The following is a 12623-nucleotide window of genomic DNA, read 5'->3' as shown; positions in this document are numbered from 1 at the left end:
TCCCACGCGGCTCGACCGGTCTGCCACGATGGGCTCCATGCCCACAGCCGTCGTGACCGGAGCCAGCAGCGGCATCGGTGCCGCCACCGCCCGATCCCTGTCCGCCGCCGGATTCCACGTCTTCTGCGTCGCCCGTCGCACCGAGCGCATCGAGGCGCTCGCCGCCGAGATCGGCGGCACCGCCGTGACCTGCGACGTCACCGACGAGGCGCAGGTCGCCGCCCTCGCCGAGGCGGTCGGCCCCACGCTGGACCTCCTGCTCAACAACGCCGGCGGAGCGATCGGCACCGACCCCGTCGCGGCGTCCGACCCCGACGACTGGCGCCGGATGTACGAGGTCAACGTCATCGGCACGCTGCTGGTCACCCGCGCGCTGCTGCCTGCGCTCGTCGCGAGCGGTGCGGGCACCCTGGTCAACCTCGGGTCGACGGCCGGCCACATCACGTACGAGGGGGGCGGCGGCTACACCGCGGCCAAGCACGGCGTCACGGCCATGACCGAGACGCTGCGGCTCGAGCTCAACGGCCAGCCCGTCCGGGTCACCGAGATCGCGCCCGGCATGGTGCGGACCGACGAGTTCGCCCTCAAGCGGTTCGGCGGCGACGCCGACAAGGCAGCCTCCGTGTACGCGGGCGTCCGTGAGCCGCTCGTCGCCGAGGACATCGCGGACGCGATCGTGTGGGTCGCCACCCGCCCGCAGCACGTCAACGTCGACCTCATGGTGCTCAAGCCCATCGCGCAGGCCGCGCAGCACAAGGTCGACCGCTCGGGCTGACCGCCGTCAGTCCGTACGCTCCAGGTCGTCGCGGAGCACCCGCTTGAGCAGCTTGCCCGACTGGTTGCGGGGCAGCTCGTCGACCACGTGGACGCTCTTGGGCACCTTGAACCCCGCGAGGCTCCGCTTCGCGTGGGCGATCAGCTCCTCGGGAGTCACCGGGGCCTTGGTGACCACGACCGCGGTCACCGCCTCGATCCAGCGCTCGTCGGGCGTGCCGATCACGGCCACCTCCGCGACCGCGGGATGCGTGTAGAGGACGTCCTCGACCTCCCGCGACGCGACCAGCACGCCACCGGTGTTGATGACGTCCTTGATGCGGTCGACGACCGTGAGGTAGCCCTGCTCGTCGACCCGGACCAGGTCCCCGGAGTGGAACCAGCCGTCGCGGAACGCGGCCGCCGTCTCCTCGGGCTTGCCCCAGTACCCCTCGCACAGCTGCGGTGAGCGGTAGACGACCTCGCCGGGCTCCCCCGGCGGGACGTCCGCCCCGCTCTCGTCGACGACCCGGATCTCGACGAACAGGACGGCCCGGCCGCACGACTCGGCCCGCTCCGCGTGCTCCTCGGGCCGCAGCACCGTGGCGAGCGGGCCGATCTCGGACTGGCCGAAGCAGTTCCACACGCCGAGCTCGGGCAGCGCCTCCTGCAGTCGCTGCAGCACGGGCTGCGGCATGATCGACGCCCCGTAGAACGCCTTGCGCAGGCTGCCCAGGTCGCGGGTCTCGAAGTCCGGGTGCTGCGACAGCGGGACCCACACCGTCGGCGCGAGGAACAGCGACCGCAGCCGGCGTTCCTCCACGAGCCGCAGGATCTCGGGGATGTCGGGGGCCTCCATCAGGTGGTTCGTCGCGCCGACGGCCAGGTACGGCAGGAGGAACACGTGCATGCCGGCCGAGTGGTACAGCGGCATGGGGTGCAGCGGCTCGTCCGAGGCGGAGAGGTCGAGGGCCACGATCGCCGAGAGGTACTCGTGCACCAGGGCGCGGTGCGTCATCATGGCGCCCTTGGGCCTGGACGTCGTGCCCGACGTGTAGAGCAGCTGCACGAGATCGGTGTCGGCCACCGCCACGTCGATCACGGGGACCGGCCCCTCGGACGCCCGGGCCATCAGCGAGTCGTCCGTGTCGCGCAGGTCCAGGACGGTCCCGACCTGAAGATTCGCGGCGTCGAGCGCGGGACGCAGCGACGGGTCGACGAGCACGGCGGTGCTGCCGGAGTCCTCCACGAGGTAGGACAGCTCGTCGCCCGTCAGCGCGTAGTTGATCGGCACGTGCACCAGGCCGGCGCGCGCGCAGCCGAGGTAGGCCAGCAGGTACGCGTCGGAGTTGCGTCCGTACGTCGCGACCCGGGCGCCCCGGTCCAGGCCGAGGTCGAGCAGGACCTGCGCGGCCCGGCTGACCGCGGCGTCCAGCTCGGCGTACGTCCACGAGCGGTCGCCGAACAACAGGGCCGTGCGGTCCGGGTGCCGGGCGGCGCTCCGCCGGAGCGTGCCGTCGACGGTGCTGGACCGGGTGCTGGCGGACATACGACCTCCTGGGGGCGGCACGGTCGGCCGCCGGCATCCCCACCGTAGGGCGATCGCGGGGTCGCGGGACGACGAAGCCCCCACCGGGTACCGGTGGGGGCTTCGTCGAGGGAACGGTCGATCAGTGCATCATGATCGGCGGCGTCGCGCCGTCCTCGTCGTCGAGGAGGTGCGACTCCTGGCGCTTGCGCGGCAGGAACGCGACCGGGACGAGCGTCACGAGCAGCACCGCGAAGGCGACCCAGTACGACGTCGAGAACGCGTCGGCCAGGTCCTGGAAGCCCTGCTGCAGGACCGAACCGGGCACCTTCAGCATGTCGACGACGCCGGCCCCCTGCTCGGTGTGCGATCCCGCGGCGAGCTGCGCGGGCGTCAGGCCCTCGTCGACGCCGGGGAGCTTGTCCGAGCCGGCGATGACGTCGCCGCTCTTCATGGCGTTGGTCAGCACGACCGAGATCGTCGCGATGCCGACGGCGCTGGCCACCTGCTGCGTCACGTTGAGCAGCGTCGACCCGCGGGCCACGTCAGCGGCCTTGAGAGTCTTCAGCGCCGAGGTGAACAGCGGCATCATCGTCGCGCCCATGCCGAGGCCGGTCACGAACAGCCAGGCCATGATGGTCCAGTCGGACGTGCCGGGGTCGGTGCTCTGGGCCACGCCGAACAGGCCGATCAGGATGCCGAGGAAGCCGAACGGGACGATGCGCCCGACCGGGATCCGGTCGCTCAGCGCACCCGCGATCGGCATCGTCAGCATCGCGCCGATGCCCTGCGCCGCGATCAGCAGGCCGGCCTTCTTCACCGAGTAGCCGTCGACCTGCTGGAAGTAGGTCGGGACCAGCAGCAGCGCGCCGAAGAACGCCGACGCGAACAGGAACATCGTGATGACCGACAGCGTCAGGTTGCGGTCCTTGAACAGGCGCAGGTCGAGCAGCGGGTGCTTGGGCTTGAACGACCAGAACACGAATCCGATGATCAGCGCGAGTCCGATGATGGCCGGGGCCAGGACCTTCACCGCCAGGACGGTGCCCTCCTCGGGGATCGAGGAGACGCCGTACAGCAGCGCGGCGAGACCCGGCGACAGCAGGATCATGCCGGTCACGTCGAGCGACTCGCTGGGCTCGGGGGCGTCCTTGGGCAGCACCCGGGCGGCGTACGCGAGACCGATCAGGCCGATGGGCAGGTTGATGAGGAACACCCAGTGCCACGACGCGGCGTCGATGAGGACACCACCGATGATCGGGCCGAGGATCGGGCCCAGCAGCATCGGGACACCGAGGATCGCCATCAGGCGGCCCATGCGGTGCGGGCCGGCGGCCTTGGTCATGATCGTCATGCCGAGCGGCATCAGCATGCCGCCGCCGAGTCCCTGCAGGACGCGGAAGCCGATGAGGGCCTCGATGTTCCACGCCGTCGCGCACAGCAGCGAGCCGATCGTGAACAGCGCGATGGCGGTCATGTAGAGGCGCTTGGTGCCGAAGCGGTCGGCGGCCCAGCCGGTCAGCGGGATGACCGCCGCCAGCGCGAGCATGTAGGCCGTCGCGGTCCACGCGACGGTCGAGTAGGCGAGCGGCTCGTCGCCCGGCGCCAGCTCGGTCTGGAACGTCGGCAGCGCGACGTTGACGACCGTGACGTCGAGGATCGACATGATCGCGCCGAGGACGACGACGCCGGCGATCTTGAGCAGCTCGGGAGTGATCCTGTCGTCGTCCGACAAGGGTTCGGATCGGGTGGTCATAGGCAGTGCTCCTGGTTCTTCCGCGGGCGGAGGGTGCCGCTCGCGAGGACGTCGGACAGGACGCGATGAAGGTCGTCGCGCTGTTCGGGGGGAAGGGCGGCCGTGAAGGCCTTGATGGAGTCGCGCTTGGCGTCGACGTGGCTGACGGCGAGCTTCTCACCGACCGGCGTGAGCGAGACGAGCTTGACCCGCCGGTCCTCGGGGCTCTCCCGCCGTTCGACGACGTCGAGCTTCAGCAGCTGCTCGACGTTGCGACCGGCGGCGGCGTCCGACAGGCCGAGCTGCGTGGCGATCGCGTGGATCGACATGGGCTCCGCGGTCTTGGCCAGCAGGAACAACGTACGTGCCTGCGAGAACGACAGATCGAGGTCCACCAAGGCGTCCATGCCGTCGGACTCGGCGAGGTTCATCAGGCGCATCACGAAGTCCTCCAGTGCGCCGTAGAGCTCGTCCGGTGTGGTGGTCACCCGAGGATGTTAACTATGTCGCAACTATTGATCAAATGAAATCTTTGTGACGGCGCAATGACCGGCGAGAGTCTCGTCACGTACCGCGATTCGTCCCAGTGGGGATGCCGCGCGTAGAATAGGAAGGCTCCGACTTTGGTGAGCATTCCCCACGCTTAGGATTTTTTTTCGCATGCCGATTCGCTCCGACCTGCGCAACGTCGCAATTGTCGCCCACGTCGACCACGGCAAGACCACCCTGGTTGACGCCATGCTCCAGCAGCAGGGGCACTTCGACGAGCACCACCTGCTCGCCGAGCGTGCCATGGACTCCGGAGATCTGGAACGCGAGAAGGGCATCACGATCCTCGCGAAGAACACCGCTGTCCGCTACAACGGCCCCGGTGCCCCCGAGGGTGGCGTGACGATCAACATCATCGACACCCCCGGCCACGCCGACTTCGGTGGCGAGGTCGAGCGCGGCCTGTCCATGGTCGACGCCGTGATCCTGCTGGTCGACGCCTCCGAGGGCCCGCTCCCCCAGACCCGCTTCGTGCTGCGCAAGGCGCTCGCCGCCAAGATGCCGGTCGTCCTGGTCGTCAACAAGGTCGACCGCCCCGACTCGCGCATCAGCGAGATCGTCGACGAGACGTACGAGCTGTTCCTCGACCTGCTCGAGGACGGTGCCAGCGAGGACGCCCTCGACTTCCCCGTCGTCTACGCCTCCGCTCGCGCCGGTCGCGCCTCGCTCAACAAGCCCGAAGACGGTGGACTGCCCGACAGCGAGAACCTCATCCCGCTGTTCCAGACCATCATGGAGGCCGTCCCGGCCCCCGAGTACACCGAGGGCGCGCCGCTGCAGGCCCACGTCACCAACCTGGACGCCTCGCCGTTCCTCGGCCGTCTGGCCCTCGTCCGCGTGAAGGAGGGCACCCTCAAGAAGGGCTCCCAGGTCGCGTGGATGAAGGTCGACGGAACTGTCGACAAGGTCAAGATCACCGAGCTGCTGGTCACCAAGGAGCTCGAGCGCGTCCCCGGCGAGAGCGCCGGCCCCGGCGACATCGTCGCGATCGCTGGCATCCCGGACATCATGATCGGTGAGACGCTGGCCGATCCGGAGAACCCGGTCGCCCTGCCGCTGATCACGGTCGACCAGCCCGCCATCTCGATGACGATCGGCACCAACACGTCGCCGCTCGCCGGACGCGAGAAGGGCACGAAGGTCACCGCCCGCCTCGTCAAGGACCGCCTCGACCGCGAGCTCATCGGCAACGTGTCGCTGAAGGTCGTCGAGACCGATCGTCCCGACGCGTGGGAGGTCCAGGGTCGTGGCGAGCTCGCGCTGGCCATCCTGGTCGAGCAGATGCGTCGCGAGGGCTACGAGCTGACGGTCGGCAAGCCGCAGGTCGTGACGCAGGAGATCGACGGCAAGATCCACGAGCCGATGGAGCGCCTGACGATCGACGCCCCCGAGGAGTACCTCGGCGCGATCACCCAGCTGCTCGCGGTCCGCCGCGGTCGCATGGAGCAGATGATCAACCACGGCACCGGCTGGGTCCGCATGGAGTTCATCGTCCCGGCACGTGGCCTGATCGGCTTCCGCACCGAGTTCCTGACCGACACCCGCGGCACCGGCATCGCGCACCAGACGTTCGAGAGCTACGAGCCGTGGGCCGGCGAGATCTCGACCCGCCCCTCCGGCTCGCTCGTCTCCGACCGCGCCGGCGCTGCGACGTCATACGCGATGACGAACATCCAGGAGCGCGGCACGCTGTTCATCGAGCCGGGCACCGAGGTGTACGAGGGCATGATCGTCGGCGAGAACTCGCGCGCCGACGACATGGACATCAACATCGTCCGTGAGAAGAAGCAGACCAACGTCCGCTCCAACGCCGACGAGTTCGAGAAGCTCGTGCCGCCGCGCAAGCTGTCGCTCGAGCAGTGCCTGGAGTTCTGCCGCGAGGACGAGTGCGTCGAGGTCACCCCGGCGAGCGTCCGCATCCGCAAGATCATCCTGGACGCCACGGAGCGCAACCGCGCCAACCGCGGCAAGAAGTAGCCAGACCCCCGCGGCGGGGGCGGTGACCACCAGGTCACCGCCCCCGCCGTTGTCATGTGCCGAGGTCGGCGACCGCCGCGACCACGACCAGCATCACAATCACCAGCGGGTAGGTGAGCGCGCCGGCCAGCAGCCCGGCGCCGATGTGCCGGGGGCGCCCGGCGAAGGGCAGCAGCGCCACCCCGGCCACGACCGGTCCGCCCACGGCCACGACCCACCACGCGGTCGCGTCGACGCCTAGCACCAGCGGAGACGCCCGTACGAGCAGCGCGATCACGGCCGCGACGGGGCTGCTGGGGCCGTGCAGGCGGGTGCTCACTGCACCACCACGACGATCGCTGTCAGCGTGCAGGCGAGACCGGCGTACAGCAGACCGAGTCCGGCGCCCCGAGTCCGCGGCCCGCCCCGGCACGACCAGCCCGACCCCGAGCGCCGCCACGAGCCATGCCACCACTGCGGCCGGCACCGTCCAGGTCGCCACCGCCCAGGACGTGGCACCCTCCACGACGTCGCTCACATCTCCACCAGACCATCTGCCGACGGATCCCGACCGAACGGATCGTGCGGGTCGACGTCCGTCGGGTCGTCAACGGGACCCAGCTCCGCACCCGGAGGAGGGGGCGAGTACTCGTACAGGTTGCCGCTGATCGGGCGTCCCAGCACACCGAACTGCTTCACGTTGTCGGACCCCGGGCCGTCGCCGACCTCGTGGTTCTGGGGCAGCTCGATCAGCGGACCGAACCTTCCCTCGTTGTCGGCGGCGTCCTGCGCCAGGATGGAGGTGCTGCCGTCGGGCCGGTCCTGGTACGCCTCGAACGCCGGGTAGTCGCCGATCGTCCCGTCGAGTCGGACCGAGCCGTTGCCGTCGGGGCTGACGACCACGTCGTCGTGGACCCGGTGGGCGCCTCCCTGGCGGCCGAAGCACCACCCGCCGAACTCGCTTCCAGCATCCCGATCCTCACGGGTCGACACACTAGCCGACCCGGGGTGCCGTGTCCGATGACCACGGACCGGGGTCAGAGGACGCCGCGGGGGCGGAACTGGACGCTGATGCGCGGGCCGACCGGGCGGGCGGTCTTGAGGATCGCGTGGTCCCAGGTGCGCTGGCACGAGCCGCCCATCACGACGAGGTCGCCGTGACCCAGGGCGAAGCCGATCTGCGGGCCGCCGCCGCGCGGACGCAGGGAGAGCCGGCGAGCCGCACCGAGGGAGACGATCGCGACCATGGTGTCGCCCGATCGGCCCCGGCCGATGCGGTCACCGTGCCAGGCCACGCTGTCGCGCCCGTCGCGGTAGTAGCAGAGACCCGCCGTGGCGAACCGCTCCCCGAGCTCTGGCTCGTAGTGGTCGGACAGCATCTCCCGTGCGGTCAGCAGCAGCGGGTGCGGCAGGGTGGCACCGACGCCGTAGTGCGCGAGCAGGCGCGGGACGTCGACCACCCGGTCGTACATCTCGCGGCTGTCGGCGCGCCACGGGACCTCGGTCTGCAGGGGCAGGAAGACGTCGTCGGAGCCGCTGATCCAGCCGGGCCGGACGTCGACCCAGGCACCGTTCGACAGCACGGTGCGCTCAGGTGCCAGCGGCTGGATCTCCGGCGCCACGCCGGCGTCGAGCAGCGATCCCTGGTAGTAGTCGGTCACCCCTCGAGCGTACGCCCTGTCGAACACATGTTCTAGCCCTGTGGCCCACTAGGCTCGGGCCATGGAATCCGCCTGGGACCGGCTGCTCGACCTCGTCGACCGCCTCGCCACCGACGTGTCCCTGCCGGTGGGTGCCGACACCGAGGACGCCTTCGTCCCCCTGATCGCCGGCGCGATGGAGGTCCACGACATCGACAGCGAGCTCCACGTCCCCGACGTCGCCCGCTGGCTGGTCGGTCTCGTCCACGCCCACCGCGCGGTGCGCGCGACCCACCCGGACGTCCATCCCGACGACGACCTGTCGGGACTGCGCGTCATCATCACGCGCTGGCTCCACCGCGTGCGTCCACGCTGACCCTCATACTTTCGGACGCCCGGGCTGGACGTCCGGACGATGCACGCCGCCCGCTCCAGCGACGACGATCGAGGGCATGGGATGGACGCTTCGCGTGGGCGGCACCGCGTACGACGTGGTCCCGGGCGGGGACGACCGGGAGGCGCTGCTCCTCGCCGACGGCAGCGAGGTCGATCGCCGGACGACAGGGTTCCTGGGTCGGGGCCAGCTGAGCCACGGCGGGACGACGTTCGAGGTGCAGTGGGGGCCGCGCAGCACGATCACGGCGGTCCACCGGCTCGAACCGGCCGGGAACGAGAAGGGCAGCCCTCGCCGGACCCCGCTCGTCCCGCCGCCGGGGTCCCGGGCCGCGCGGCGTGAGGCACTGGCACGGGAGCACCCGACGCTGTTCGTGCTCCGCCGGGTGGCCCAGGCGCTCGGGGAGATCCTCCTCGGCGCCGTGGGCGTCGGGGCGCTGCTCGCCGCCTTCTTCGGAGGGCTGCTGCCACGCCTCGACCTGTCGTGGCTCCCCTCGCCAGACCTGCCGGCCATCGAGCCGCCCCGGTGGCTCCGCCAGCTCGACCCCTTCGCCTGGCTCGGCCGCCTCGGGCTGTCCTGGCCCGACCTGCCCGGCTGGCTGGACGCCGTCCTGGCGCAGCAGAGGTACTGGCTGCCCGTCGTCATCGCGGTCGTCGTCGCCCTGCGCGAGCTCGACAGGCGCCGCCAGAAGGACGCCGACCGCGACGCCGCACGCGACGCCGGCCGGCCCGAGGACGGCCCCGAGGACTAGCCGGTCGTCAGCCCCTGATGTCGTCCTCGTCGATGTCCTCGGCCCGCTCGACGACCAGGACGAACTCGCCGTCGTGCTCCTCGACGCCCGTGACGACGGCGGTCTCGACCATCTTGCGGCCGATGTGGCCCCGCACCACCATCGGGTCGCTCTGCAGGTCCTTGTACAGCGACGCGCACAGGGCCACCATCACGAGCACGAAGGGCACCGCGGCGACGATCGTGACCTGCTGGAGGCCGGTGAGGGCGTCATCGCCTCCGACGACCAGCATGATCGCCGCGACCCCGGCCATGACCGAGCCCCAGAACACCACGGTGCGCCGGGACGGCTCGAGCGAGCCCTTCTCGCTCAGCGTGCCCATGACGACCGACGCGGCGTCGGCCCCCGAGACGAAGAAGATGCCCACCAGGATCATCACCAGCACCGTCGAGACCGAGGCGATCGGCAGGTGGTCGAGGACTGCGAACAACGCGGAATCGGTGTCGACGGCACCGGCCTTGCCGACCAGGTCCCCGGTCTTGCGCTGGATGTCGATCGCCGTGCCGCCGAAGATCGCGAACCAGACGAGGCTCACGAGCGAGGGCACGAGAAGGACACCGGTGACGAACTGCCGGATCGTGCGGCCGCGGCTGATGCGCGCGATGAACATGCCGACGAACGGGGTCCACGAGACCCACCAGGCCCAGTAGAAGATCGTCCACCCCGCGAGCCAGTCCTTCATCGCGTCGTCGCCACTCGCTGCCGTCCGGGACGCCATCTCGGTCATCTGCGAGGCGTAGTCGCCCAGCGCCGTCGGCAGCAGGTTGAGGATCAGCAGCGTCGGCCCCGCGACGAAGACGAACAGGGCCAGGACGAGCGCCAGGACCATGTTGATGTTGGACAGCCACTGGATGCCCTTCGCGACACCGGAGACGGCCGAAGCGATGAACGCGACCGTGAGCACCACGATGATGACGACGAGGATGACCTTGCCGGCGTTGTCGACCCACCCGTTGTACTCGAGGCCGCTGCCGATCTGCAGCGCTCCCAGGCCCAGCGAGGCGGCCGAGCCGAAGAGGGTCGCGAAGATCGCCAGGACGTCGATGACCCGTCCGATCGGTCCCTCGGCACGCCGGCGACCGATGAGCGGCTGGAAGGCCGAGGAGATGAGCTGCTTGCGGCCCTTGCGGAACGTGCCGTACGCGATGGCAATCCCCACCACGGCGTAGATGGCCCACGGATGCAACGCCCAGTGGAACATCGTGGTCGCCATGGCGGTCTGCATGGCCTCGTTCGACTCGGCCTCGCTCGTGCCCGGCGGCGGGGACGCGTAGTGGGACAGCGGCTCGGCGACGCCCCAGAACATCAGCCCGATGCCCATGCCCGCGCTGAACATCATCGCGATCCAGGAGACCGTGCGGAACTCCGGCTCCTCGCCGTCGTCGCCGAGGGGGATGCGGCCGTACTTGCTGACCGCCAGCCAGATCACGAAGATCACGAAGAACGTGGACGCCAGGACGAAGAACCACCCGGTGTTGGTGATGACCCAGTCCTGCGCGCGCCCGGAGGCGGAGCCGAGGCTGGAGGTGCTGACGATGCCCCAGACGACGAAGGCGATCGCGATGACGGCGGTCACCCCGAAGACGAGCGGGTCGATGCGCTCACGCCATGACATGGACGGCTGTTTCATGAAATCTCCCGGTACCCATAGATTTCTCCGCGGCAAGGACGCACGCGGCAACCGTGTGACCCTACGTGACGGTGGGGCCCCGGCGCGACTCAGTGCGCGGAGCCGCGCACCTGGGCCAGGTAGACGAGCGAGCCGACGGTCCCGACCAGGTTGAAGATCTGCAGCGGGTCCCACCAGATCAGGTGGGCCGCCAGCGACAGACCGAGGATGATCAGCCAGCTGCGCTTGGGCAGCGTGTCAAGGACCGAGAACTCCGAGGACCGGCGCGCGATGCAGTCGACCAGCGCGAAGCCCTTCGCGGCGAACAGGGCCAACGAGATCACGATGAGCAGGCCACCCTGCAGCTCGAACATGGTCGAAGGCTACCGGCAGCACGAGAGGCGGGCCCCCTCATGGGGACCCGCCTCTGTTCGTGCCGGTGATCAGGCCTTGGTGCTGGTGCTGCTGTCCGAGGAGGAACCGGTGCTCGAGCTGCTCGGAGCGGCCGGGGCCTTCTTCGCCGCCGGCATCGCGCCGGTGGACGCCGAGGCCGTCGAGGAGGTGGTGGTCTTCTTCGCGGCCGGGGCCTTCTTGGCGGGCGCCTTCTTGGCAGCCGGAGCCTTCTTCGCCGCCGGCGTCGCGCCGGTGGAGGCCGACGTCGTCGACGACGTGGTCTTCTTCGCGGCCGGAGCCTTCTTGGCAGCGGGAGCCTTCTTGGCAGCGGGAGTCTTCTTCGCCGGCGCCTTCTTCGCCGGAGCCTTCTTGGCGGGCGTCTTCTTGGCCGCGGAGGTCGTCGAGGACGACTTCTTGGTGGCGGAGGAGGACGTCCTCTTGGCCGGCTCAGGCGTCTTCTTGACCGTCGCGTCGACCGTCTCGGCGGCCTTGCGGACCGTCGTGGGTGCCTTCGACGTCACCTTGGTGACCTGCGTCTTGGCGACGGTCACGTACTCGTACGCGGTCTTCTGCGCCTCGTCGGCGAGACCCTTGGCGGTCTTCGTGACGTCCTCGACCGAGCTGTCGACGGTCTTGCGGATGTCGTCCGCGGTGAGGCCCTTGGCCAGCGCCACGAAGCCCTCGGCCTGCTTGGCCAGGTCCGTGTACGTCGCGGTCGCGGTGCCGACGGCGGTCTGCACGAGGCCCTCGGCCTGCTTCTGCAGATCAGCGATGTCGATCTTCTTGAACGAGTCGGGCAGGCCCCGGACGTCGTCGACGAGCGACTTGACCTGGGTGGTGATCGTGTCGGTGATGCTCATTTTTCCTCCTGGTTGGCTTCTGTCACTGTGGCGGCCAGCTCGGTGTCGGTCGCTTCCTCCGTGCCGACGAAGGAGCGGTAGATGTCGAGCAGCGCGGTCTTCTGACGCTCGGTGAGTCGAGGGTCGAGGGCGATGGCGTCCTCGACCATCCGGGCTCCGCTGTCGTCGGCATCGAGGATGCCGGCGCGAACGTAGAGCGACTCGGCCGAGATCCTGAGCGCCTTGGCGATCTGCTGCAGGACTTCTGCCGACGGTCGGCGCAGGCCTCGCTCGATCTGGCTGAGGTACGGATTCGAGACGTCCGCGAGCTCGGCCAGCTGTCGCAGCGACATCTGTGCCTGGCCTCGTTGCTCGCGCAGGTAGTCGCCGAGTCCTCCGACGGTCTTCTGCACGTTCAGCTTGGCCATGCCTCCATC

Annotated in this window: 14 protein-coding genes; 4 read left to right on the top strand and 10 right to left on the bottom strand. The window is 69.8% G+C overall.

What is annotated here, in order from left to right; translation table 11 throughout:
* The first annotated feature begins 28 nt into the window (after nt 1-28).
* Nucleotides 29-775 carry an SDR family oxidoreductase gene (locus C3E78_RS02770; RefSeq protein ID WP_108576876.1) on the top strand — a complete coding sequence of 249 codons (747 nt, stop codon included), beginning with the start codon at nt 29-31 and terminating at the stop codon, nt 773-775.
* A 6-nt stretch (nt 776-781) separates the two neighbouring features.
* Here the strand turns inward: C3E78_RS02770 and C3E78_RS02765 are convergent, their stop codons facing one another.
* From C3E78_RS02765 to C3E78_RS02755, 3 genes are all read right to left on the bottom strand, one after another.
* Nucleotides 782-2302 (bottom strand): acyl-CoA synthetase, encoded by a 1521-nt coding sequence (locus tag C3E78_RS02765; protein ID WP_108576875.1) that lies wholly within the window; start codon nt 2300-2302, stop codon nt 782-784.
* 121 nt (nt 2303-2423) lie between these two features.
* Nucleotides 2424-4037 carry a DHA2 family efflux MFS transporter permease subunit gene (locus tag C3E78_RS02760; RefSeq protein ID WP_108576874.1) on the bottom strand — a complete coding sequence of 538 codons (1614 nt, stop codon included), beginning with the start codon at nt 4035-4037 and terminating at the stop codon, nt 2424-2426.
* On the bottom strand, nt 4034-4504 hold the full coding sequence (locus tag C3E78_RS02755; protein WP_108576873.1) for a MarR family winged helix-turn-helix transcriptional regulator: 471 nt from the start codon (nt 4502-4504) through the stop codon (nt 4034-4036). The genes C3E78_RS02760 and C3E78_RS02755 overlap by 4 nt, the downstream gene beginning before the upstream one ends.
* A 172-nt stretch (nt 4505-4676) precedes the next feature.
* Here C3E78_RS02755 and typA point away from each other — a divergent pair, with 172 nt between their 5' ends.
* A complete protein-coding gene (typA, locus tag C3E78_RS02750) occupies nt 4677-6542 on the top strand; it encodes a translational GTPase TypA (protein WP_108576872.1) in 1866 nt (621 codons plus the stop codon).
* Between the two features lie 52 nt (nt 6543-6594).
* Here typA and C3E78_RS02745 read toward each other — a convergent pair whose 3' ends face one another.
* The 3 genes from C3E78_RS02745 to C3E78_RS02735 all read right to left on the bottom strand — a co-directional run bounded on the left by C3E78_RS02745 (nt 6595) and on the right by C3E78_RS02735 (nt 8182).
* Entirely contained in the window at nt 6595-6861 is a 267-nt protein-coding gene (locus tag C3E78_RS02745) for a hypothetical protein (protein WP_108576871.1), read from the bottom strand.
* Nucleotides 6862-7055: 194 nt separating this feature from the next.
* Complete coding sequence (locus C3E78_RS02740) at nt 7056-7514, bottom strand: hypothetical protein (protein WP_135804912.1); 459 nt, start codon at nt 7512-7514, stop codon at nt 7056-7058.
* A gap of 44 nt (nt 7515-7558) precedes the next feature.
* Entirely contained in the window at nt 7559-8182 is a 624-nt protein-coding gene (locus C3E78_RS02735; protein ID WP_108576869.1) for an alpha-ketoglutarate-dependent dioxygenase AlkB, read from the bottom strand.
* Nucleotides 8183-8243: 61 nt separating this feature from the next.
* Here C3E78_RS02735 and C3E78_RS02730 point away from each other — a divergent pair, with 61 nt between their 5' ends.
* Both C3E78_RS02730 and C3E78_RS02725 read left to right on the top strand, forming a co-directional pair.
* On the top strand, nt 8244-8537 hold the full coding sequence (locus C3E78_RS02730) for a hypothetical protein (RefSeq protein ID WP_108576868.1): 294 nt from the start codon (nt 8244-8246) through the stop codon (nt 8535-8537).
* Nucleotides 8538-8613: 76 nt separating this feature from the next.
* A complete protein-coding gene (locus C3E78_RS02725; RefSeq protein WP_135804911.1) occupies nt 8614-9306 on the top strand; it encodes a hypothetical protein in 693 nt (230 codons plus the stop codon).
* 7 nt (nt 9307-9313) lie between these two features.
* Here C3E78_RS02725 and C3E78_RS02720 read toward each other — a convergent pair whose 3' ends face one another.
* The 4 genes from C3E78_RS02720 to C3E78_RS02705 all read right to left on the bottom strand — a co-directional run bounded on the left by C3E78_RS02720 (nt 9314) and on the right by C3E78_RS02705 (nt 12614).
* Nucleotides 9314-10975, bottom strand: coding sequence for a BCCT family transporter (locus C3E78_RS02720; RefSeq protein WP_108576866.1), 1662 nt, complete (start codon nt 10973-10975; stop codon nt 9314-9316).
* A gap of 89 nt (nt 10976-11064) precedes the next feature.
* The gene (locus tag C3E78_RS02715) at nt 11065-11328 is read right to left on the bottom strand and encodes a DUF2516 family protein (protein ID WP_108576865.1); all 264 of its coding nucleotides are present in this window, start codon (nt 11326-11328) and stop codon (nt 11065-11067) included.
* Between the two features lie 69 nt (nt 11329-11397).
* Nucleotides 11398-12207 carry a histone H1 gene (locus tag C3E78_RS18165; RefSeq protein ID WP_159085789.1) on the bottom strand — a complete coding sequence of 270 codons (810 nt, stop codon included), beginning with the start codon at nt 12205-12207 and terminating at the stop codon, nt 11398-11400.
* Nucleotides 12204-12614 (bottom strand): helix-turn-helix domain-containing protein, encoded by a 411-nt coding sequence (locus tag C3E78_RS02705; protein ID WP_108576864.1) that lies wholly within the window; start codon nt 12612-12614, stop codon nt 12204-12206. The genes C3E78_RS18165 and C3E78_RS02705 overlap by 4 nt, the downstream gene beginning before the upstream one ends.
* Nucleotides 12615-12623: the final 9 nt, after the last annotated feature.

The organism is Aeromicrobium chenweiae (genome assembly GCF_003065605.1).
GTDB lineage: Bacteria > Actinomycetota > Actinomycetes > Propionibacteriales > Nocardioidaceae > Aeromicrobium > Aeromicrobium chenweiae.
Note: the sequence above shows the minus strand (reverse complement) of the source record. Positions and strands in the feature narration are given on the sequence as shown.